General features: G+C 58.2%; 21 protein-coding genes and 2 riboswitches. Of the genes, 17 read left to right on the forward strand and 4 right to left on the reverse strand.

The window, feature by feature from the left end:
• The first annotated feature begins 18 nt into the window (after positions 1 to 18).
• The 3 genes from J7382_RS10215 to J7382_RS10225 are packed head-to-tail and all read left to right on the forward strand — an operon-like array spanning position 19 to position 2,523.
• Entirely contained in the window at positions 19 to 912 is an 894-nt protein-coding gene (locus tag J7382_RS10215) for a sugar ABC transporter permease (protein WP_209068934.1), read from the forward strand.
• The gene (locus J7382_RS10220; protein WP_209068935.1) at positions 909 to 1,709 is read left to right on the forward strand and encodes a carbohydrate ABC transporter permease; all 801 of its coding nucleotides are present in this window, start codon (positions 909 to 911) and stop codon (positions 1,707 to 1,709) included. Before J7382_RS10215 ends, J7382_RS10220 begins: the two co-directional genes overlap by 4 nt.
• Before the next feature lie 16 nt (positions 1,710 to 1,725).
• Entirely contained in the window at positions 1,726 to 2,523 is a 798-nt protein-coding gene (locus J7382_RS10225; RefSeq protein WP_209068936.1) for a phosphodiesterase, read from the forward strand.
• An 8-nt stretch (positions 2,524 to 2,531) separates the two neighbouring features.
• Here the strand turns inward: J7382_RS10225 and J7382_RS10230 are convergent, their stop codons facing one another.
• On the reverse strand, positions 2,532 to 3,902 hold the full coding sequence (locus tag J7382_RS10230; protein WP_209068937.1) for a PLP-dependent aminotransferase family protein: 1,371 nt from the start codon (positions 3,900 to 3,902) through the stop codon (positions 2,532 to 2,534).
• 265 nt (positions 3,903 to 4,167) lie between these two features.
• Here J7382_RS10230 and J7382_RS10235 point away from each other — a divergent pair, with 265 nt between their 5' ends.
• The 13 genes from J7382_RS10235 to J7382_RS10295 all read left to right on the forward strand — a co-directional run bounded on the left by J7382_RS10235 (position 4,168) and on the right by J7382_RS10295 (position 15,563).
• A complete protein-coding gene (locus J7382_RS10235; protein ID WP_209068938.1) occupies positions 4,168 to 4,650 on the forward strand; it encodes an MSMEG_0572/Sll0783 family nitrogen starvation response protein in 483 nt (160 codons plus the stop codon).
• 111 nt (positions 4,651 to 4,761) lie between these two features.
• Positions 4,762 to 5,742, forward strand: coding sequence for a Nit6803 family nitrilase (locus tag J7382_RS10240; protein WP_209068939.1), 981 nt, complete (start codon positions 4,762 to 4,764; stop codon positions 5,740 to 5,742).
• Entirely contained in the window at positions 5,735 to 6,835 is a 1,101-nt protein-coding gene (locus tag J7382_RS10245) for an MSMEG_0568 family radical SAM protein (RefSeq protein ID WP_209068940.1), read from the forward strand. Before J7382_RS10240 ends, J7382_RS10245 begins: the two co-directional genes overlap by 8 nt.
• Positions 6,832 to 7,380 carry an MSMEG_0567/Sll0786 family nitrogen starvation N-acetyltransferase gene (locus J7382_RS10250; RefSeq protein ID WP_209068941.1) on the forward strand — a complete coding sequence of 183 codons (549 nt, stop codon included), beginning with the start codon at positions 6,832 to 6,834 and terminating at the stop codon, positions 7,378 to 7,380. Before J7382_RS10245 ends, J7382_RS10250 begins: the two co-directional genes overlap by 4 nt.
• Positions 7,377 to 8,363 (forward strand): sll0787 family AIR synthase-like protein, encoded by a 987-nt coding sequence (locus J7382_RS10255; protein ID WP_247744947.1) that lies wholly within the window; start codon positions 7,377 to 7,379, stop codon positions 8,361 to 8,363. Before J7382_RS10250 ends, J7382_RS10255 begins: the two co-directional genes overlap by 4 nt.
• A complete protein-coding gene (locus J7382_RS10260) occupies positions 8,356 to 8,634 on the forward strand; it encodes an MSMEG_0570 family nitrogen starvation response protein (protein WP_209068942.1) in 279 nt (92 codons plus the stop codon). Before J7382_RS10255 ends, J7382_RS10260 begins: the two co-directional genes overlap by 8 nt.
• A gap of 9 nt (positions 8,635 to 8,643) precedes the next feature.
• Positions 8,644 to 9,900, forward strand: coding sequence for an MSMEG_0569 family flavin-dependent oxidoreductase (locus J7382_RS10265; protein ID WP_209068943.1), 1,257 nt, complete (start codon positions 8,644 to 8,646; stop codon positions 9,898 to 9,900).
• The gene (locus J7382_RS10270) at positions 9,900 to 10,721 is read left to right on the forward strand and encodes a Pnap_2097 family protein (RefSeq protein ID WP_209068944.1); all 822 of its coding nucleotides are present in this window, start codon (positions 9,900 to 9,902) and stop codon (positions 10,719 to 10,721) included. Before J7382_RS10265 ends, J7382_RS10270 begins: the two co-directional genes overlap by 1 nt.
• A 433-nt stretch (positions 10,722 to 11,154) precedes the next feature.
• Positions 11,155 to 11,346: riboswitch (cobalamin riboswitch) on the forward strand.
• 85 nt (positions 11,347 to 11,431) lie between these two features.
• Positions 11,432 to 11,653, forward strand: coding sequence for a glutaredoxin-like protein NrdH (gene nrdH / locus J7382_RS10275; protein WP_058238094.1), 222 nt, complete (start codon positions 11,432 to 11,434; stop codon positions 11,651 to 11,653).
• A gap of 25 nt (positions 11,654 to 11,678) precedes the next feature.
• On the forward strand, positions 11,679 to 12,086 hold the full coding sequence (gene nrdI / locus J7382_RS10280) for a class Ib ribonucleoside-diphosphate reductase assembly flavoprotein NrdI (RefSeq protein ID WP_209069152.1): 408 nt from the start codon (positions 11,679 to 11,681) through the stop codon (positions 12,084 to 12,086).
• Positions 12,068 to 14,191 carry a class 1b ribonucleoside-diphosphate reductase subunit alpha gene (gene nrdE, locus J7382_RS10285; RefSeq protein WP_209068945.1) on the forward strand — a complete coding sequence of 708 codons (2,124 nt, stop codon included), beginning with the start codon at positions 12,068 to 12,070 and terminating at the stop codon, positions 14,189 to 14,191. Before nrdI ends, nrdE begins: the two co-directional genes overlap by 19 nt.
• A 14-nt stretch (positions 14,192 to 14,205) precedes the next feature.
• Positions 14,206 to 15,177, forward strand: coding sequence for a class 1b ribonucleoside-diphosphate reductase subunit beta (gene nrdF, locus J7382_RS10290; RefSeq protein WP_209068946.1), 972 nt, complete (start codon positions 14,206 to 14,208; stop codon positions 15,175 to 15,177).
• On the forward strand, positions 15,177 to 15,563 hold the full coding sequence (locus tag J7382_RS10295) for a nucleoside triphosphate pyrophosphohydrolase family protein (RefSeq protein ID WP_209068947.1): 387 nt from the start codon (positions 15,177 to 15,179) through the stop codon (positions 15,561 to 15,563). Before nrdF ends, J7382_RS10295 begins: the two co-directional genes overlap by 1 nt.
• Before the next feature lie 69 nt (positions 15,564 to 15,632).
• Here J7382_RS10295 and J7382_RS10300 read toward each other — a convergent pair whose 3' ends face one another.
• The 3 genes from J7382_RS10300 to J7382_RS10310 all read right to left on the reverse strand — a co-directional run bounded on the left by J7382_RS10300 (position 15,633) and on the right by J7382_RS10310 (position 19,074).
• A complete protein-coding gene (locus J7382_RS10300) occupies positions 15,633 to 16,712 on the reverse strand; it encodes a hybrid-cluster NAD(P)-dependent oxidoreductase (RefSeq protein WP_209068948.1) in 1,080 nt (359 codons plus the stop codon).
• 5 nt (positions 16,713 to 16,717) lie between these two features.
• Entirely contained in the window at positions 16,718 to 17,944 is a 1,227-nt protein-coding gene (locus tag J7382_RS10305; RefSeq protein WP_209068949.1) for an aromatic ring-hydroxylating dioxygenase subunit alpha, read from the reverse strand.
• 109 nt (positions 17,945 to 18,053) lie between these two features.
• A riboswitch (cobalamin riboswitch) is annotated at positions 18,054 to 18,258 on the reverse strand.
• A gap of 138 nt (positions 18,259 to 18,396) precedes the next feature.
• Complete coding sequence (locus tag J7382_RS10310) at positions 18,397 to 19,074, reverse strand: GntR family transcriptional regulator (RefSeq protein WP_209069153.1); 678 nt, start codon at positions 19,072 to 19,074, stop codon at positions 18,397 to 18,399.
• A gap of 233 nt (positions 19,075 to 19,307) precedes the next feature.
• On the opposite strand from J7382_RS10310, the gene J7382_RS10315 reads away from it, so the two are divergent.
• Positions 19,308 to 20,291, forward strand: coding sequence for an ABC transporter ATP-binding protein (locus J7382_RS10315; RefSeq protein ID WP_209068950.1), 984 nt, complete (start codon positions 19,308 to 19,310; stop codon positions 20,289 to 20,291).
• The last annotated feature ends 2 nt before the right edge of the window (positions 20,292 to 20,293 follow it).

The following is a 20,293-nucleotide window of genomic DNA, read 5'->3' on the forward strand; positions in this document are numbered from 1 at the left end:
GCGCTTTTGGAGTCACCAATGACTGATCCCCACTCTCTTGAGCGCCGCCGCAGGGCCATTCACGGCTGGCTTTTGCTAAGCCCGGCTTTGGCCATGCTCTCGATCTTTGCGCTTTATCCCTCTGTGGCCACTTTGGTGACCTCCCTCTGGTCACGTGGCACGCGCCGCAAGCCCTCGGAATTTGTGGGGTTGGAAAACTATCAGTTCCTGTTTGACGATCCAACATTCTGGCACGTGGCTTGGAACAACTTTCTCTATGCCGCTGTCACAATACCGGCTTCCATCACGCTGGCGCTTGTTATGGCGCTTTGGGCCAACGCCAAAATCCCGGCACGCAGTTTTATACGTACCGCTTACTTCACACCCACGGTCCTGCCGATGATTGCAGCGGCCAACCTGTGGCTATTCTTTTTCACACCCAGCTTTGGCATTCTGAATCAGATTGGCGGAGCCTTTGGCGCAGCCCCTGTAAATTGGCTGGGCCAGCCGGAGACCGCGCTCTGGTCGATATGTGTAGTGACGATCTGGAAGGAAGCCGGATTTTTCATGATCTTCTATCTGGCCGCCTTGCAGACAATTCCCCCGGATCTCAAGGAAGCTGCAGATATCGAAGGGGCCTCGCGCTGGACTTATACACGCCGCATCGTCCTACCGCTTCTGATGCCCACCACCGTGTTCATTCTGGTCAATGCGATGATCAATTCGGTCAAGCTGATTGATCACCTTTTCATCCTGACCAAGGGCGGCCCCTCAGATTCCACAAAACTGATCCTCTACTACATCTGGGAAAACGCGTTCAGCTATTTTGATCGCCCGACAGCCGCAGCGATCACCACATTGGTACTGGGGGTGCTGGGCGCCTTGGCAGCCTTTCAGTTTCTGGTGCTGGACAGAAGGACCCACTACCGATGAGCCGATACATAGAACCCCTGCTGGCCCTGCTGTTGGCTGTGCTGTGGATTTCCCCATTGCTCTATGCGTTCTGGGCCGCTTTTCACAACGTCAGTGATGCGGTGCATTTTCGCCTCACCGCCCCGCTAACACTGGAGAATTTCCTCACGGCCTGGGAAGGTGCGCCCTGGCTTCGGTATTTTATGAACACCTTCCTGCTGGTCACATTGGTTTTGGCCGGTCAGTTCTTTCTGTGCACCTTGGCCGGGTTTGCCTTTGCTCAGGCGGATTTCAAAGGGCGCGACACAGTATTTCTGCTGGTGCTGCTGCAACTTTTCATTTTGCCAGAGGTGCTGATTGTTGAAAACTATCGTGTCGCGGCCAGCCTTGGCATTCTGGACAGCCTGCTGGGGATAGGCGCCCCTTACATGGCCTCCGCTTTTGGCATTTTCCTGATGCGGCAAGCCTTCAAATCCGTACCTAAAGACCTCGAAGACGCCGCGCGTGTGGAAGGCTGTCATACGTTGGGCGTGCTGTGGCGGGTCTATGTGCCAGCGGCGCGGCCCACCTATCTGGCCTATGCGCTGGTGTCGGTCTCCACCCACTGGAACAACTTCCTGTGGCCGCTGATTGCAACAAATTCTGACAGCACAAGGCCGCTCACCGTTGGTCTCTCCCTGTTTGGCGCGCCGGAGAACGGGGTCGATATTTCCGTGATTTCCGCCGCCACCATCATGGTGATTGCACCTTTGCTAATCCTGTTTCTGATTTTTCAACGACAGTTCATTCAGGCCTTCCTGACCGCTGGCGTGAAGTAATCCAAAGGCATGTGAGATGACCCAAATTCTGCATATCTCTGACCTGCACATTCTGCCGAAAGGTCAGCTGTTTTATGATCAAGTCGATACGGCCCAAGCGCTGCGCTTTCTTGTGGCTGCGCTGCCAGATCTTGAGGATCTGGTGGGGCCGATTGATCGTCTGGTGATTTCTGGCGATCTGAGTGAGAGCGGCTGTGCGGCCTCTTATGAGACCTTCATGGAAATCATGGAGGATGTGGCACTGCCGTGGCGGGCTATTCCGGGCAATCATGATCATCGTGACAGGATGCGTGCGGCCTGCGCCGCTCAGACATGGATGCCCCGTTCCGGGGCGCTCAACTGGTGCGAAGATCTGGAGCAGCTGACGTTGATCGGACTTGATACGCTGTGTTCTGGCCATCCCCATGGGACGCTTTCAGCAGAGACGCTTGCCTGGTTGCAGCAACAGTTGGAGGCACGACAAGGCCACCCCATCCTGCTGTTTATGCACCACCCTCCCTTTGCCACGGGCATTGCCGGCATGGATGCCATTGGGCTGCGCGACAGCGCGCCACTCGCCGCGCTGCTGCGGGGGCACACGGGACCCATGCAGATATGTTGTGGACATGTGCACCGCAGTTGTTTTGGCAGCTTCGCAAATCACCCGGCCTTTGTGGCACCTGGCCTGTCCCATAGCATTGTGCCGAACCTGACGCCGCAGGCCCCTGTGCGATTTACAAAAGAGGAGGCCGGGATTGCCCTGCACCGTTTTGATCAACAGCTCTGTAGCCTCACCCTGCAGCCCTCTCGCTACGCAGACAGCCACGCTTTCTAAAGGCTTTCCTACCCCGCTTTGGCGAGCTGCCAAATCTGATTGTTCAGATGGGTGAGCGTCTGCGGCAGGTTTTTGCGGGGCAATCTCCCCCCAAGGCAAATACGTACAAATCGGTCCTGATGCCCCATGGTACGAAAGGCGCTTTCTGGCGTGATGCCAATCTGCTGATTTGACATGTTGGACATCAGAGCCGCGCAGGTGACAGTCTCTGGTAGGCGCAGCCAGACGTTGAAGGCATGTGGATGTGCTATAAACGCCGCCTCGGTGATGGCATCTGCTGCGATACTCTGACGGATGGCTGTCTCTTTGCGAATGAAGCGTCGGATTTGATCAGCCGTCCCATCCAACACCCAGCGGGTGGCTATCGCCATGGACACCGGAGACGCCATAACAGAGACCGCACGGATGCCGTTCTCCATCGCAAAGCCCGCGCGCGCGCTCGGCGCGATAGCATAGGCCAGACGCAGCCCAGCCCCGATGCATTTCGCCAGCCCGCCAATATACCATGTCAGTTCCGGAGCGCTGGCCGCCATGGGTGGAGGCGCATCTGGCAAGACAAACCCATAGGCATCATCTTCGATCAGCGGCAGCTCATAGCGCTTCATCACATCCGTGATCTCGAGCCTGCGATCCTGCGGCACAATCATGGTGGTCGGATTGTGGAGCGTCGGGTTGAGGTAAAGTGCTTTGGGGTGATGTGTCTGAATGGCGACCTCCAGCGCGTCAGGCAGAATGCCATCCGCGTCCATCGGCACCCCAATAAGGCGCAAGCCGAGCTGCGCGGCGATCTTTTTGAACCCCGCATAGGTGACATCCTCGCAGAGCACACAATCCCCCGGTCGCGCCAGAATGGTCAGTATCGCCAGCATCGTGGCATGGGCCCCTGGTGTGACCGCGACCCGATCAAGATTGGGCACCAAGCCACGCATGGAGAGCCAGATGGAGGCAGCCTCCTTGTCGATCTCTCCGCCAATCGGGCTTTGATACCGCAGCAGGTGCACAAGATCATTGGACACCGCAGACAGGCCCGCACGCATCCGTTCAAGAAGGTCTGGATCGGTCGGCTCTGGCGGTGCATTCATGGTCAGATCATTGGCCAAAGCACGGCGCTCATCGCTGATTTCGCTGAACGTCTGCTGCGGCAGCACGAAGGTGCCGCGCCCAACGTGAGATTCGATCAGTCCGCGACTGATGGCTTCTGTATACCCGCGGGAGACGGTGGTGAAATCCACGCCGATCATATCTGCCAGCTTGCGTTGCGGTGGCAGGCGATCGCCGGGCAAGAGCACACGATCTTTCATGTCCTGCGCGATGCAATCCGCGATGGCCAGATACCGCGGCTTGCCAGACTGTTCGATTCGATGTGGCCAATTGTCCATTGCATTCTCCCGCGCTACGTCGCCGAGCTCCATATTGTAGGCATATATTACCAACAATGATCTCAGTGTTTTTCGGGTGAAATTTTCCAAAATAAACTGCAATAGCCTTTTTTCCACACAGCACCACAAAGAAATGCCCATGCATTGGGCGCAACCATACAATCAATACAATTCTATTGAATGCATAATTGTATGGATTAGTGGCCCAGCCCTCTGCGAGCTGTCTAGCAATAGAGAACACCAACGCGGCTAACAGGAGAGCGCAATGCCAGACGTGACAACCCCCGCCCATAAAGACGGTGATTTCTTTGTGAACTACGAAGAGAAAGTCTTTGAAGATGTACAGGCCGAAGACGGGCAGAAAGCCCTTGTGACCTTCCATACCGTGGCCTTTGAAGGCTCAATTGGGCTGGTCAACATCCTGCAAGCGATCCGCCTGCAACGCAAAGGGTTTGAAACATCCATCCTGCTATACGGCCCCGGCGTGTCGCTGGGCGTACAGCGTGGGTTTCCGACACTGGGAGACGAAGCCTTCCCCGGCGCACAGAACTATGCCGCCAATCTGAAAAAATTCATGAAAGAGGGCGGCAAAGTCTATGCCTGCCGCTTTGCGCTACAAATGCTGATGGGCCACGGCGAGCCATCCCTGCTGCCCGGCATCACCCCCATCGCGCCTCAGGATGTGCTGGATCTCAAGCTGCTGCACGTGCGTGACAATGCTCTGATCCTCGACACCTGGACCCTCTGAGCCGACTTCTCCCCCGAGGCGACAACGGCGTCTCCTCGGGGGACCTCATCCTTTTCACCCTCTCCCACGGGCGGCAACGGCGTCGTCCATCCCGACACAAAGGATACAACAATGACCACCCCCATTGTCCGTGCAGCCGCTGTGCAGATCGCGCCGGATTTGACCGCTCGTGCAGGCACCATTGAACGGGTGCTGAATGCCATCGCAGAGGCCGCAGAAAAAGGCGCGGAGCTGATCGTGTTCCCGGAAACCTTTGTGCCGTATTACCCCTATTTTTCTTTTGTACTGCCTCCAATGCAACAAGGGCCAGAGCACCTGCGCCTCTATGAAGAGGCGGTGGTTGTGCCCTCCCCGGAAACACAGGCCGTTGCCGATGCCGCACGCAAGCGTGGCGTGGTTGTGGTGCTTGGGGTGAACGAGCGCGACCAGGGGTCTCTCTTTAACACACAGTTGATTTTTGATGCCGACGGATCCCTAGCGCTCAAGCGGCGTAAAATCACCCCAACCTACCATGAGCGCATGATCTGGGGTCAGGGCGACGGTGCCGGGCTTAAAGTGGTGCAGACCAAAGTGGGCCGTGTGGGAGCCCTTGCCTGCTGGGAACACTACAACCCGCTCGCCCGATATGCGCTGATGGCGCAGCATGAAGACATCCACGTGGGCCATTTTCCCGGCAGCCTTGTGGGGCCCATCTTTGGCGAGCAGATCGAAGTCACCATGCGCCACCACGCGCTGGAATCCGGTGCCTTTGTGGTGAATGCCACCGGCTGGCTGAGTGAGGCGCAGATCAGCAGCATCTCGGAAGATCCCAAATTGCAGAAGGGGCTGCGCGATGGCTGCATGACCTGCATCATCTCACCAGAAGGGCGCCATGTGGTGCCCCCGCTGACCGAAGGCGAAGGCATTCTGATTGCGGATCTGGATATGAAACTGGTCACCAAACGCAAACGGATGATGGACAGCGTCGGACATTACGCCCGCCCCGAGCTTCTGCATCTTGTCCATGATGCCCGACCCGCCATGCCAGTGCACCGCATTGAAGAGGCGCAAGATCTGCATGGCGTCGCAGAGATGGAGGCCGAAGATGTCTGATGCTGCTCTGATCAATGAACTGCAAACACATGGCATGCGAATGGTGGATCCAACCGTGGGCATGGAAAGCCGTCGCGGGGGCGCAGGTCCGACAGACCACAAGGCGGTTACGATTGGCGGCGCAACCGTGATGGTGCCCGTGCACACAGCCCCTGCCTTTGACAGCCCCTATGTTGTGCAGGCCCCCGATGCAGATGGGCTGGCAGAAGTCACCAAGGGCGGCACCCCTTTGGGGCAAGTCAAATTCCCCATGCGTCCGAAGTTTTATGATCTGAAAACCAAGGGCGGGATCCCCTATCAGCATATCGCCACCCTGCATTCCAAGGATGTTTTGGCCACAACGGTGCTGCAGGAGTGCATCCGCTACGCCAGCCGCAAAAAGACCTGCCAGTTCTGCTCGATCGGGCAATCCCTCGCGGCCAAACGCACCATTGCGCATAAAACACCGGAACAGCTCGCAGAAGTCGCCAAGGCGGCCGTGGAACTGGACGGCGTCAAACATATGGTCATGACAACCGGCACCCCTGCAGGCAAAGACCGGGGGGCCAAGGTCATGGTCGAGAGCGCGCGCGCCATCAAGGCCGCCGTGGATATCCCCATTCAGGGCCAATGTGAGCCGCCGGAAGACAACATCTGGCACAGGCGCATGTTTGAGGCAGGCATTGACAGCCTTGGCATGCATCTGGAGGCCGTCACACCAGAGGTGCGCGCCCGCGTGATGCCCGGCAAGGCGCAAATCAGCCTTGAGGCCTATTTTGACAGCTTCAAAGCCGCGGTGAAGGTGTTTGGCCGCGGTCAGGTCTCCACCTATATTCTTGCAGGTTTGGGGGACACACCAGAAGAGATTTTGGCGACATCCCAAGAACTTTGCAAAATTGGGGTCTATCCCTTTGTCGTGCCATTTGTGCCGGTGTCTGGCACCCCGATGGAAAGCCATCCAGCCCCCACATCAGAGTTCATGTCCGCCATTCTGGCACCTCTATCGCGCATGATCCTGCGCGCGGGCATGAGTGCAGAGAGCGCCAAAGCGGGCTGCGCCAAATGTGGCGCCTGCTCTGCCCTTTCAGTCTATGAAAAGCTGGGGGTGTCATGAGCTATCAGAACCCGAAGGCCTTTCTATCGCCGGATTTCATCATCCGCGCGGCAACACATCCATGGGAACTGGACGGCGTGCGCGCCCTGCGCCATCAGGCCTTTGTCAAAGAACAGGGGCTTTTTGACACCGACGACCGCGACGCCATTGATGAGATCGCATTGCCTTTGGCCGCCATCAGCACGCTGGCAGCGGAAGCCGATCAGGTGGTGGGCACCGTGCGCATCCATGAGGCAGAGCCCGGTCTATGGCGCGGCTCTCGCCTCGCCGTGGCACAAAGCCACCGCCGCGTGGGCATTCTGGGCGCGGAACTCATTCGACTGGCGGTATGCACGGCGCATGCCCGTGGGTGCGACCGGTTTCTGGCGCAGGTCCAGATGCAGAATGTGAAACTGTTTCAACGGCTGCACTGGACACCGCTGCGTGAGATGGAAGCCCATGGCGTGCCGCATATGGAGATGCAGGCGGATTTGTCGTTCTACCCGCCCATGCCAGATCCCTATGCAGGATGGAAATCCCTATCACGCCGCCGGAGGCTGTCATGATCAACGCCCATCCGCCTCTGCGCAAAATGGCCCGTGCCCTGCGCGATCACCCCTCAATTCGCGGCAAGCTGGACATTGCGCAAAGCACTCAAACACTGGGGCTGTCCTCTGAAAGCGCAGGCATGCCCGGCGATGACTGCGCCGTTTTACCGACCCGCTCTGGCTACGATCTGTTCGCCTGCGAAGGGTTCATCAATGCCTTTGTCAAAGCAGACCCATGGTTTGCTGGCTGGTGCGGCGTCATGGTGAATATCTCAGACATTCTCTCTATGGGCGGCCGCCCCAGAGCCGTGACCAACGCCATTTGGGCACCCAGCGCCCAAGAGGCGCAGCCCGTGCTCGCAGGCATGAAGGCCGCCTCCCAAGCCTATGGCGTGCCGGTGGTGGGCGGACACACCAATTTGCGCACCGACGCCTTGCAACTCTCCGTCTCCATTCTGGGACAGGCGACATCACTGATTTCGAGTTTTGAAGCGCGCCCCGGCGATGTGGTGATCTGCGCGGTGGATCTGCGCGGCAGTTACCGCGAGCCTTTTGACAATTGGAACGCGGCGCTGACCACCCCACCAGAGACCCTGCGCCGCAACATGGAGCTGCTGCCAGACCTTGCCGAAGCCGGGCTTGTCAGCGCTGGCAAAGACATCAGCCAGGGCGGGATCGTGGGCACAGCCCTGATGCTGGCGGAATCCTCAGGTGTGGCTGTGGATCTTCAGCTAGAAGCACTGCCAAAACCGGGGGGCGTGGAAATGGAGCGCTGGCTGCGCAGCTTCCCAAGCTTTGGCTTTCTGCTCACAGCGCGCCCGGAGCACGCCGCAGCAGTGTGCGAGGCCTGCGAAGGCTTTGGGATCGCTGCCAGTGTCTGCGGCGACATCGGAACCGGCAGCACTGTGCATCTGACAGATCGCAACGGCTCTGCCCCTTTCTGGGATCACGCCCGCACCCCCTATCTCAACCTGTCATCCAAGGAGGCGCTGCATGCCTGAGACACGTTTCACCATTCGCTGGCCAGATGCTCAGATCGAAGAGTGTTATTCCCCTTCCACGGTTGTGCGGGATTTTCTGACCGCGGACACGACATATCCGCTGGAGGAATTTGTGACCCGGTGCCGGATCGCTCTGGAGAAGGCCAGCACCCGCGTTGAAGCCAAATTTGGATACCGCTGTACCAGCGCCGAAGCGCAGCTGACGGCGATTGAACACAAAGCCAGCGCATTCCCCGCCACGGCAGATGTGACCTGCCTCAAGATCACCTAAGGAGCCCCCATGACCCACCGAAATCACAAAACCGTTGTCGTTGTTGGCGGCGGCCAGGCCGGCCTTTCCGTGAGCTACTATCTCTGCCAGCAAGGGCTGGATCACGTTGTGCTGGAGCGTCACAAGCGGTTTCACTCCTGGCGCGTCAACCGCTGGGACAGCTTCTGTCTGGTGACGCCCAACTGGCAATGTCGCCTGCCGGACTTTCCATATCAGGGCCAAGACCCGGATGGCTTTATGGTGAAAGAGGAAATCACGGACTATCTGGATGCCTTTGCCGAGCGTTTCAGCCCCCCTCTTGTGGAAAACTGTGACGTCACCCGGATCAGCAAGCGCCCCGGCGGCGGGTATCTTGTAGACAGCAGTCAGGGCAACTATTCCGCAGATCAGATCGTGATTGCCACCGGCGGATATGACAATCCGATTGTGCCGCCCTTTGCCTCCAACCTCGATCCCTCAATCCATCAGATGCATTCCGTAGACTATCGCCGGCCTGATCAGATGCCGGATGGAGCGACTTTGGTTGTGGGCACAGGACAATCCGGGGTGCAACTGATGGAAGACATGCATCTTGAGGGACGCAAGGTGCATCTGGCCGTCGGCCCGGCCCCCCGCGCACCAAGACAATATCGCGGGCGCGATTCCACAGACTGGCTCTTTGACATGGGGTACTATGAGATCACCATTGATCAACACCCCAATCCCGAGCATGCGGTGACCAAGACCAACCACTATATGACCGGGCGTGATGGCGGCCATGAGATCGACCTGCGCAAATTCGCGCTTGAGGGCGTATCCCTCTATGGCTCGGTCAGCGGGATGACCGACAAAACCATTCAGTTTCTGCCAGACCTGGAAGCCAATCTGGATGACGCCGACGACAGCTATATGGGCATTCGCGCCGCCATTGATGCGTATATCGCCAAACACAATATTGAGGCGCCTGAAGAACCTGCCTTTACCAAATTCTGGCGCCCTGAACGCGAGATCACCGAGATTGACTGTGAGAAAGAGGGCATCACCTCCATTCTCTGGGCCATCGGCTTTCGCCCGGATTACAGCTGGATTGATGTCGATGTTTTTGATGCGCAGGGGCGCCCGGTCTATCAGCGTGGCGTCTGTGAGGAGACCGGATTTTACTTCATTGGTTTGGGCTGGCTGAACACTTGGGGATCTGGACGCTTTCTGGGAATCGACGAAGACGCGCGCCATTTGGCGACGCATATCGCGGCGACGGCCAAATCCTCTCTTCAGGCCGCCTCGTGATGCCAGCCGCACTTGCGCAGACGAGCGCCCCCTCGCGTCATCACACGCTCACATTAGGCATGGCGCAGCTCGCAATGCGCGGCCTCGCGGAGGACTGGTGGCTCAAATATCTGGGCGATGTACACTGGCAGCTGATCGCAGAGGCGGTTGGCCAACAAACAACCGTGTTCCGCGATGCCAAAGGCCGACAGCTCTACGCGGCCTTCTGCGCTTCCGAATTCTCCCAGATCCAGCCTGATCTGATCGGGCTGGGACACTCACTTGAGATCATCTCCACTCTCTGGGCCGCCGGTCGCAGCCGGATACAGTCTGATCATTGCATTCTGGCACGAGGTCAGGAGATCGCGCGGATCCGACTCGTATCCACGTTTGTGGCGCATATGGAAGCCGGGGTGAATGCAAGCGTCAGCCGCGCAACGCCATTCTTGGTCCCTGTACTGGATCAGGCGCCTGACAGCTTCGCGCACGACACCTCCCAACTGGCCAAGGCACATCGCAATAGCGCCCTGAGCGAGACGCGCGGACTTGACCTACCGACACATGTGGGAATGGACTACAACACAGTCGGCCTCCTTTACTTCCCAAGTTTCTCACGCCTGTTTGAGCAGGCAGAGGCCGCGCTGCACAAACCCGCACCATGGGCACCAATCGCACGGCGTCTGGTGCTCTACTTTGGCAATGTGGAGCCGGGAGAATCTGTCACCGCTGATGCGCTGCCGGTCAGGCCCGGATGTCTGGGCCTGTGGAAACAGGCAACCGCCTCACAGAGGGCGACCAAACTGGCACAATGCTGGGTGAGTCGGCATTGCCCCCCTGATTGATCCCATCGCTTTGCGCGCATGTTACACCCCAAGACGCGCCATGTCTGGCGCCTCGTGACCTGCTGCGACGCAGACCCAAGTGTAATTTCCGTGCCAAAACAATGGAGAAGCTTGCACCCAAATCAAGCTCGGATACGACAGTCAAAACTTCGCACGCAGGCGGAGAGGATCAGATCCTGTTTCAGGACATGAAATCGGAAAACTTATCTTCGCTTCCGCAAGGCTCGGCGTTGCCGGTTGCAAGCGAAAGCGTTAAGATGAGGTACGAAGTCTGACGCCGTGGCATGACCACAACAGTTGCGCCGCCCCCGAGCCATCAGAATTCTTGAATTGCGCCTCATTGCATGAGTTTGACCTGTGATTGCTCAATGTTTGAGCAAAAGAAATTCCATATGGGCTCACCCTATATGTTGACAGCAAATCACATTTCCCCCCAATATCGTGATGCTTCGGTTCCTTCGATTCAGGTCGGAGGCTAAGAGGGAAGCCGGTGAAAATCTGGCACTGCCCCCGCAACTGTGAGCGGTGAGCAAGGTTGAAGTCGCCACTGAAAGTGTGCTTTTGGGAAGGCCAGCCAAGCAGAGAACCGCGAGTCAGGAGACCTGCCGCAGGCGTAAAAAATTAACCACGAACGGAGGGGTCGGGGACGTAAAAAAACGGGACTCGCCCGGCACTGCGTCCTCGGCTTTGTCTAAACTAAAGAGGACAGTATGAGCATCATCGTCTACTCCAAACCCGCCTGTGTGCAATGCACCGCCACCACACGCGCGCTGGATGCCAAGGGCATCTCTTATGATGTTGTCGATCTGACCGAAGACAACTCTGCTCTCGATCACGTGACCGAACTTGGTTACCGTCAGGCCCCTGTTGTTGTGGCTGGTGGCGACCATTGGTCCGGCTTCCGCCCTGACATGATTGCGCGTCTGGGCTGAGGCTGTGGCGGGCCGCCCTCCGGCACTGGTTTACTACTCTTCAGCTTCAGGCAACACGCGCCGGTTTGTGGACCGGCTGGGATATGAGGCAGCGCGCATACCGATTGAGCCAGATGCGCCGCTGCCCGATCTGCGTGATCCCTTTGTCCTGATATGTCCGACCTATGCCGATGGAGAAGGACGCGGAGCAGTGCCAAAGCAGGTGATCCGCTTTCTGAATAACCCGGAAAACCGAAATCAGCTTTGCGGCGTAATCGGATCCGGAAATAGAAACTTTGGTGCGACCTATGCTTTGGCGGGTCGCATCATTTCTGAAAAATGCAACGTGCCGCTGCTCTATACGTTTGAGCTGGCTGGCACCCAAACTGACATTGACCGCCTGCGCGCCGGGCTAGACAAATTGGGAGATAGCCTATGCTCGACAACGAGCTGAGCACGATGGATTACCACGCGTTGAACGCAATGCTGAATCTCTATGATGGAGAGGGCAATATTCGCTTTGATGCGGACCGTATGGCCGCAAAGCAGTATTTCCTTCAGCATGTGAACCAGAACACCGTGTTCTTTCACTCGCTGGACGAAAAACTCGGCTATCTGGTCGAAGAAGGCTATTACGAAGAAGCGGTTCTGGATCAGTATTCCAAGAACTTCATGCGCAAAATCTGGGACGCGGCCTATGCGCGCAAATTCCGTTTCCCGACCTTCCTTGGCGCGTTCAAATATTACACCTCCTACACGCTGAAGACCCGCGACGGGCAACGCTATCTGGAACGCTACGAAGACCGGGTGGTGATGACCGCACTGTGTCTGGCGCGGGGCGACGAAGAGCTGGCGCTGAACTTCATGGAAGAGATGCTGTCTGGCCGCTTCCAGCCGGCCACGCCCACTTTCCTGAACGCGGGCAAAGCCTCCCGCGGGGAGCTGATCTCCTGCTTCCTGCTGCGTCTGGAAGACAATATGGAAAGCATTGGCCGCGGTATCAACTCGGCGCTGCAGCTCTCCAAGCGGGGCGGCGGTGTGGCGCTTCTGCTGACCAACATTCGTGAGCATGGTGCGCCGATCAAAGGCATTGAGAACCAATCTTCCGGGGTGATCCCTGTGATGAAGCTGCTCGAAGACAGCTTCTCTTATGCCAACCAGCTGGGCGCACGTCAGGGCGCAGGCGCAGTCTATCTGAATGCGCACCACCCCGACATCATGCGCTTTCTGGACACCAAGCGTGAAAATGCAGATGAGAAAATCCGCATCAAGACGCTGTCGCTTGGCGTGGTGATCCCCGACATCACCTTTGAGCTCGCCAAGAAAAACGCCGATATGTATCTGTTCTCTCCGCATGATGTGGAGAAGGTCTATGGCGTGCCATTCTCTGAAATCTCGGTGACCGAGAAATACAATGAGATGGTCGAGGACAAACGCATTCGCAAATCCAAAGTGAACGCGCGCGAGTTCTTCCAGACCATTGCCGAAATCCAGTTTGAGAGCGGCTATCCCTATGTGATGTTTGAGGACACGGTGAACCGGATGAACCCGATTGAGGGCCGGATCAACATGTCCAACCTGTGTTCGGAAATCCTGCAGGTCAATGAGGCGTCTGAGTTCAACGAAGACCTCGGCTACGCCAAGATGGGCAGCGATATCTCCTGTAACCTCGGCTCCCTCAACATCGCCAAGACCATGGACGGCAAAGACTTTGGCCGCTCTGTTGGGGCCGCGATCCGTGCCCTGACCGCTGTTTCGGAAATGTCTGCGATCGACTCCGTGCCCTCTGTGCGCAAGGGCAATGACGACAGCCACGCCATTGGTCTGGGTCAGATGAACCTGCACGGCTATCTGGCGCGCGAGCGTATTCACTACGGCAGCGCGGACGGCATTGAGTTCACCTCGGTCTATTTTGCCACAGTGGCCTATCACGCCATCCGCACCTCTTGCGATCTCGCACAAGAGCGCAAAGCCAGCTTCAAGGGCTTTGAAACCTCTGACTATGCCTCCGGTGTCTTCTTTGACCGCTACACAGAGCAGGACTGGCTGCCGCAAAGCGATGTGGTGAAAGCGCTGTTTGAGGGCATCGACCTGCCGACGCGGGACGATTGGGCCGCGCTGAAGGCGGATGTGATGAAACACGGGTTGTTCAACCGCAACCTGCAGGCCGTGCCCCCCACCGGCTCGATCTCCTACATCAACAATTCGACCTCCTCGATCCACCCGATCGTGTCCAAGGTGGAAATCCGCAAAGAAGGCAAGATTGGCCGCGTGTATTACCCGGCGGCCTTCATGGACAATGACAACCTTGAGTATTATCGCGATGCCTATGAGATCGGCCCAGAGGCGCTGATTGATACCTATGCGGCGGCCACAGAACATGTGGATCAGGGCCTGTCACTGACCCTGTTCTTCCCGGCAGAGGCCACCACCCGCGACATCAACCGCGCGCAGATCTACGCGTGGAAGAAAGGCATCAAGACCATCTATTATGTGCGCCTGCGCCAGGAAGCCCTTGAGGGCACCGAGGTTCAGGGCTGCGTGTCCTGCACGCTGTGATCGGAGAGAGACCTATGAAAGATATGCACACCACAAAGATCACCCGCGCGATCAACTGGAACCGGATGGACGACGAGAAAGACCTTGAGGTCTGGAACCGGTTGACGGTGAACTTCTGGCTGCCAGAAAAAGTGCCACTTTCCAATGACATCCCAAGCTGGGGCACGCTGACGGATCACGAAAAACAGCTGACCATCCGGGTCTTCACCGGGCTAACGCTGCTGGACACGATCCAGAACACCGTGGGCGCGCCCTCTCTGATGCCTGATGCGGTGACCCCGCATGAAGAGGCCGTTCTGACCAATATCGCCTTTATGGAAGCGGTACATGCGCGCAGCTATTCGTCGATTTTCTCGACGCTCTGCTCCACCAAGGAAATTGACGAGGCCTTCCGCTGGTCCGAGGAAAACCCGCATCTGCAAGCCAAGGCGCGTACCATCCTTGACACCTATGCGCCGGGCAATGACCCGCTGAAACGCAAGATTGCCAGCGTGTTTCTGGAAAGCTTCCTGTTCTATTCCGGTTTCTACCTGCCGATGTATTGGTCCAGCCGCGCCAAGCTGACCAACACCGCCGATCTGATCCGTCTGATCATCCGCGATGAGGCGGTGCATGGCTATTATGTGGGCTATAAATTCCAGCGCGGCTATGAGAAACGCACCGAAGCGGAGCAGCAGGAGCTGAAGGATTATGCCTTCGCACTGATGTTTGAGCTTTATGGCATTGAGAACGAATACACTGAAGAGCTGTATGATGAGCTGGGCCTCACCGAGGATGTGAAAGTCTTCCTGCATTACAACGCGAACAAAGCCCTGCAAAACCTCGGGTTTGAAGCGCTGTTCCCGCCGGAAGTCTCTGAGGTGAACCCTGCCATTCTCGCCGCCCTCAGCCCGGACAGCGAAAACCACGACTTCTTCTCCGGCTCGGGCTCTTCCTATGTGATCGGCAAAGCGGTCGCGACAGAAGACGAAGACTGGGATTTCTGATGTCCCGCGACACGCTTGCGCTTGTGAAGGAATGGCACGAGGCCTTTGATGTGCCCGTGGTGGACACACCCGCCATTCCGAACGACCGCGCGCAGATGCGGCTGGCGATCCTTGAAGAAGAGGTCGCCGAGCTGCGCGAAGCCGTGGAAGCGGACGATATGGTCGAGGTGCTCGATGCACTGTGTGACATCCAATATGTGTTGGACGGCACCTTTCTGGAGTTTGGCCTGCATGGGATCAAACAGGCGGGCATGGAAGAGGTGCATGCCTCCAACATGTCCAAACTGGGGGCTGACGGCCGCCCCGTGCTGCGCGAAGATGGCAAAGTACTGAAGGGGCCGGATTTCCGCCCGCCGGACCTCGGGCAGTTTTTGAAAGACGGCTGATCTCGCCCACAGAATAAAAAAAGCCCGGCATGTCTGCCGGGCCTTCCTTAGAGCCCGAGAGCGGGGGGCTCAGACCTCTACTGCCACTTTCCCAATCGGGTTGGAGCAGCAGGCGAGGATGTAACCGGCTTCGATATCGTCGTCCGAAATGCCGCCGTTGTGGACCATATGCACCTCGCCTTCGGTCTTTTTGACCTTGCAGGTGCCGCAGACGCCGAAGGTACAGCCTGAGGGGATGTTGAGCCCGACCGAGCGCGCGGCGGCGAGCACGGTTTCAGTTTCGGCCACTTTTGCGGTGACATCGGAGGTGGCGAAATGGATTTCCGCCTTGCTGTCCTCATCAGGCACCACATCATCCAGCGCGGGCTGTTCGGCTTCGGTTTCCACTGGCGCGCCAAAGCTTTCCTGATGGTAGTTGTCCATGTCAAAGCCCAGACCAGCCAGCGCTTCGCGCACCGCGGTCATGAAGGGCTCCGGCCCACAGCAATAGACCTCCCGCTCCAGATAATCCGGCGCCATCAGGCCCAGCATCAGCTGGTTGAACTGGCCCTGATAGCCGGTCCACGGGGTATAGGGGTCCGGCTCTTCGACCACAAATTTCAGATCCAGACCGGGGGTGCGGCTGGCCATCTGTTCCAGCCGCTGGCGAAAGATGATTTCCGAGGGGCGTTTGGCGCAGTTGATGAACACCGCGTCAAGCTCTTGCCCTTCATCCCACATACAGGTGGTCATGGACATCATCGGGGTGATGCCTGAGCCAGCAGAGATAAACAGATATTTGCGCGCGCGGCTCTTGGCATTGGTGAACAGCCCCGCCGGACCAATCGCTTTCAGCCGGGTGCCGGGGCGCAGATTGTCCAGCATCCAGCGGGTGCCGATGCTGTCTGGCTGTGCCTTGGCCGTGATGGTGATCGAGCGTGGGCGTGAAGGTGAGGAGGAGATCGTATAGGTGCGGTGCACCACGCCGCCGGGCTCACCGGGGGCGGGGATCTCCAGGGTCAGGAACTGGCCCGCATCATAGGCAAACAGCGCGCCCGATGGGGCCCGGAAGGTGAAGCTGGCGGTGTTGGGCATCTCCGGCACAATCGACACACATTCCAGCATTTCGCTGTCACGCCAGATCGCGGGGGCGGTGGTGAGGTCTTTCATCGGGGTCACTCCGCTGCCATGCTGCCGGGGGCCAGATGGGTGGCCAATGTTGCGCAATACCATTCCACAAACTGCAGCACGCCGGATTCCTGTGTCGGGGAATAGGGGCCGGGCACATAGGCCGGGCTGTTGATGCCCTGCTGGTTGTCCTCGACCACGCGGCGATCCTCATCATTGGTGGCCATCCAGACTTCGGTCAGCCGCTTGAGATCATAATCCCGGCCTTCCACCGCGTTTTTGTGCACCAGCCATTTGGTGGTCACTTCGGTCTCTGTGGGGCTGATCGGGGTGACCCGGAACAGGATGGAGTGATCCGCAAGGAAATGGTTCCATGTGGTCGGGTAGTGGAACTGCAACAGCGCGCCCGCATCGGAAAACGGCACACGCCCCAGCCATGGGCGCACGGCAGTTTTACCATCCATCGTGTAGCTTTCCGCGCCTTCTTTCAAAGGCATACGCGCCACGCGGTATTGCCCGTCTGCGCTGAGGTGGAAATTGGCGGGCAGGCCTGCGGCCTCGCAGCGATCAAAATGTGCCTGCAGGTGATCCGGTGTTTCACCGCCTTCGCCAATACCGGTCACGCTGGGATCATCGGGGTAGGTGCGGCACAGTGCCGGGTGGTTGCCGCCACAGTGATAGCATTCACGGTTATTTTCCCACACCAGCTTCCAGTTGCCGTTTTCGACAATGGAGCTCTCATAGGCCACTTTGGCATTCCCCAGATCATGGGCCTCCAGATAGGGGCGCACGGTCTCGGCAAAGGCGGCGAAATCCGGAGCGTCTTCGGCCAGACAGATATAGACCAGCCCCGCCAGTTCGCGGCAATGCACGGTTTTCAGCCCGTGTTTGGTGGGGTCAAACTCCGGCCCCATGTCACGCGCCCAGAGGAGTGAGCCGTCAAGCTCATAGGTCCACTGGTGATACGGGCAGACCAGCTTGGGCGCATGGCCCTTGGCGGCCTTGCAGATCACCGAGCCGCGATGGCGGCAGGTGTTGTGGAAGGCGCGGATCTCATTGTCGGCCCCGCGCACGATCACCACACGGTAAGCGCCCACATTATAGGTGACATAGCTGCCCGGTTTTTCCAGCTCACAGGCCGCGGTGGCAAACAGCCAGGTGCGGTAGTGAATGGCCTCCAGATCGGTCTGAAACACCTCGGGATCGGTGTAAAAAGCCTGCTCCAGCGCATGACCTGGGTTTCGACGCGCCAGCAGGGTGTGAATATGACTCATTTTGGCTCTCCTGCCGCGCCCCGCGGCCTTGCTTGAGCAAGTGACAAAGGAGACACAGGCGGCACCGAAGAGGAACGAAGCCGAGCCAAGTGCCCCCACCGCCACCCGCGGTTTGACATATCTGCAAGGCTGGTTTCCGGACTTCAGAGCGGCTTTCGCCCGGTTGCGGCACCTTCCCGGGATCCTCTTCCCAGTGGTCGTTTGCCGAACCTCGTCTCTGTTACCGTTGCGGGGGCAGTGCCGGAGTTTCACCGGCTTCCCAATTCTCCACCCCATCAAACTGACGAGGCGGCACCTTACAGGGCAACCCTAGGCCACGGGTCTGGGTTTTGTTGAATGTTAACGACATTCTAAGACGCAAAAACGCTGCGACTGTTTGTGCATGGCAAAATACCGTTTTACGTGTGTCTCTTTTACGAAACGTCACGACAGACGTAGCTGTCGTTACACCCCTATTTGCCCAAGGCGTCTCGCAGAGAGGTCGGGGCAGGATCGTATTCGCGCAGGTCCAGCTGGGTGAACAAATCCAGCAGATGCCCTTTCATCAGCTCTTCTGCCCCATCCCCATCGCCCGCGCCCAAGGCAGTGATCAGCGCATGATGCGCGTGACTTTCACACAGCGCATTGCGCCGCCGCCAGTAAAGCGCAATCACCAGCGAGGAGCGCGATATCAACTGGCGCAGGAAGTCCTCAATGATCTTCTGATCCGCAATGCGGGCAATCGACAGATGAAAGTCGCCGGACAGCTTCAGCGCCACCCCGGCTTCGCCTCGCTTAAGCGCATCATGTTCGGCTGTGATGTGCCGCTCCAACTGCGCGATGTCCTCAGGCGTGGCGCGCTCTGCGGCGGCGCGAGCGGTCTGGGGCTCCAGCAAGGCCCGAGCTTCAAAGACTTCCCGCGCCTGCTTGATAGAGGGGCGCGCAACAAAGGCACCACGATTGCGCTCAATCGTGACAAGCCCCTCATGCGCCATGGCACGCAGGGCTTGGCGCACAATGGTGCGACTGACCCCAAAAATCTCTCCGACCTCATCCTCGCGCAATTTGGCACCAGGCAGGATGCGGTGTTCATGCACAGCTTCGGTCAGCTGTCCAACAATTTGGTCTAGGTTTGAAGTCTGCAGGGTCATACCGGGGTTCATATCAGTCACGCCCCTCACCGGTGCAAATTTTTTTGCCAACCTCAAGACTGTGTGCAACCAAAAATCAGATTGTATACAATTTTAGCCTCAAAAATACACAACCGCAGGAATGCGTGCACAAAATCCAAGACTCTCTGAGGAGCGCATCGGCGCATTTCACGAATAATCTTGGTTTTGAGAAGTGTTGCCACTCAAGGTTTTCCTAACCTTGGGGGTGTCGCATGACCTTGAAACCTGATCTTGAATTGGTGAGCCTTGTGAAGCGTTACGGCGAGACCGTGGCTGTGGAGGGGATTTCCTATCACTTTGACGCGGGCACCTATGCCTGTCTGCTGGGGCCGTCAGGCTGCGGCAAATCCTCTACCCTGCGCATGATCGCCGGGCATGAATCCGTCTCTGATGGCGCCGTTCTGCTGGGCGGACGAGATGTCTCACATCTGCCCCCGGCCAAACGCGGCACCGCGATGATGTTTCAGAATTATGCGCTGTTTCCACATCTGAGCGTGCGCGACAATGTGGCCTTCAGCCTCAAGATGCAGGGCACAGATGCCACAACGCGCAAGAGCCGCGCCAATGAAATGCTGGAGCTGGTGGACATGCTGCCCCTCGCAGACCGCCTGCCCGCGCAGCTCTCTGGCGGACAACAGCAGCGCGCGGCGCTGGCCCGGGCGCTGATCACCAAACCCGAGGTGCTACTGCTGGATGAACCGCTGTCAGCGCTGGACCCGTTCCTGCGCATCAAGATGCGCGCCGAGCTGCGCAAGCTTCAGCGCGAACTTGGCATCACTTTCATCCATGTCACCCATGGGCAGGACGAAGCCCTGGCGCTGGCTGATGAGATCGTGGTGATGAACAACGCCCGCATTGAGCAGGCGGGTGCCACCCGGGCCGTGTTTGAAGCCCCAAAGACGGCCTTCGTGGCGCGCTTTCTGGGCTCCCACAATGTGGTGACCATGCCAGAGGGCAAGATTGCCATCCGCACCGATGCGCTAAAAATTCGCCCGGCGGGCGCAGCGCGGCTGCCGGCAACGGTCACCGCCATTGAATATCAGGGCACCCATGTGGCGCTCACCGCGAGCATCCCCGGCGATCAGGAAGTCACCGCGCTTTTGTCAGACCGGGATTTCTTCGACGCCCCGAAGATGGAAGGCGAGGCGATTGGCCTCGATTGGGATGCCCAAGAGGCGCATGCCCTGGCTGGATAACA

This window comes from Shimia sp. R11_0 (genome assembly GCF_017744035.1).
GTDB classification, from domain to species: domain Bacteria; phylum Pseudomonadota; class Alphaproteobacteria; order Rhodobacterales; family Rhodobacteraceae; genus Shimia; species Shimia marina.

Excerpts from the sequence above, each read along its gene's own strand:
- J7382_RS10215 (WP_209068934.1), top strand. The coding sequence starts at position 19 with ATGACTGATCCCCACTCTCTTGAGCGCCGCCGCAGGGCCATTCACGGC.
- J7382_RS10220 (WP_209068935.1), top strand. The coding sequence starts at position 909 with ATGAGCCGATACATAGAACCCCTGCTGGCCCTGCTGTTGGCTGTGCTG.
- J7382_RS10225 (WP_209068936.1), top strand. The coding sequence starts at position 1,726 with ATGACCCAAATTCTGCATATCTCTGACCTGCACATTCTGCCGAAAGGT.
- J7382_RS10230 (WP_209068937.1), bottom strand. The coding sequence starts at position 3,902 with ATGGACAATTGGCCACATCGAATCGAACAGTCTGGCAAGCCGCGGTAT.
- J7382_RS10235 (WP_209068938.1), top strand. The coding sequence starts at position 4,168 with ATGCCAGACGTGACAACCCCCGCCCATAAAGACGGTGATTTCTTTGTG.
- J7382_RS10240 (WP_209068939.1), top strand. The coding sequence starts at position 4,762 with ATGACCACCCCCATTGTCCGTGCAGCCGCTGTGCAGATCGCGCCGGAT.
- J7382_RS10245 (WP_209068940.1), top strand. The coding sequence starts at position 5,735 with ATGTCTGATGCTGCTCTGATCAATGAACTGCAAACACATGGCATGCGA.
- J7382_RS10250 (WP_209068941.1), top strand. The coding sequence starts at position 6,832 with ATGAGCTATCAGAACCCGAAGGCCTTTCTATCGCCGGATTTCATCATC.
- J7382_RS10255 (WP_247744947.1), top strand. The coding sequence starts at position 7,377 with ATGATCAACGCCCATCCGCCTCTGCGCAAAATGGCCCGTGCCCTGCGC.
- J7382_RS10260 (WP_209068942.1), top strand. The coding sequence starts at position 8,356 with ATGCCTGAGACACGTTTCACCATTCGCTGGCCAGATGCTCAGATCGAA.
- J7382_RS10265 (WP_209068943.1), top strand. The coding sequence starts at position 8,644 with ATGACCCACCGAAATCACAAAACCGTTGTCGTTGTTGGCGGCGGCCAG.
- J7382_RS10270 (WP_209068944.1), top strand. The coding sequence starts at position 9,900 with ATGCCAGCCGCACTTGCGCAGACGAGCGCCCCCTCGCGTCATCACACG.
- nrdH (WP_058238094.1), top strand. The coding sequence starts at position 11,432 with ATGAGCATCATCGTCTACTCCAAACCCGCCTGTGTGCAATGCACCGCC.
- nrdE (WP_209068945.1), top strand. The coding sequence starts at position 12,068 with ATGCTCGACAACGAGCTGAGCACGATGGATTACCACGCGTTGAACGCA.
- nrdF (WP_209068946.1), top strand. The coding sequence starts at position 14,206 with ATGAAAGATATGCACACCACAAAGATCACCCGCGCGATCAACTGGAAC.
- J7382_RS10295 (WP_209068947.1), top strand. The coding sequence starts at position 15,177 with ATGTCCCGCGACACGCTTGCGCTTGTGAAGGAATGGCACGAGGCCTTT.
- J7382_RS10300 (WP_209068948.1), bottom strand. The coding sequence starts at position 16,712 with ATGAAAGACCTCACCACCGCCCCCGCGATCTGGCGTGACAGCGAAATG.
- J7382_RS10305 (WP_209068949.1), bottom strand. The coding sequence starts at position 17,944 with ATGAGTCATATTCACACCCTGCTGGCGCGTCGAAACCCAGGTCATGCG.
- J7382_RS10310 (WP_209069153.1), bottom strand. The coding sequence starts at position 19,074 with ATGACCCTGCAGACTTCAAACCTAGACCAAATTGTTGGACAGCTGACC.
- J7382_RS10315 (WP_209068950.1), top strand. The coding sequence starts at position 19,308 with ATGACCTTGAAACCTGATCTTGAATTGGTGAGCCTTGTGAAGCGTTAC.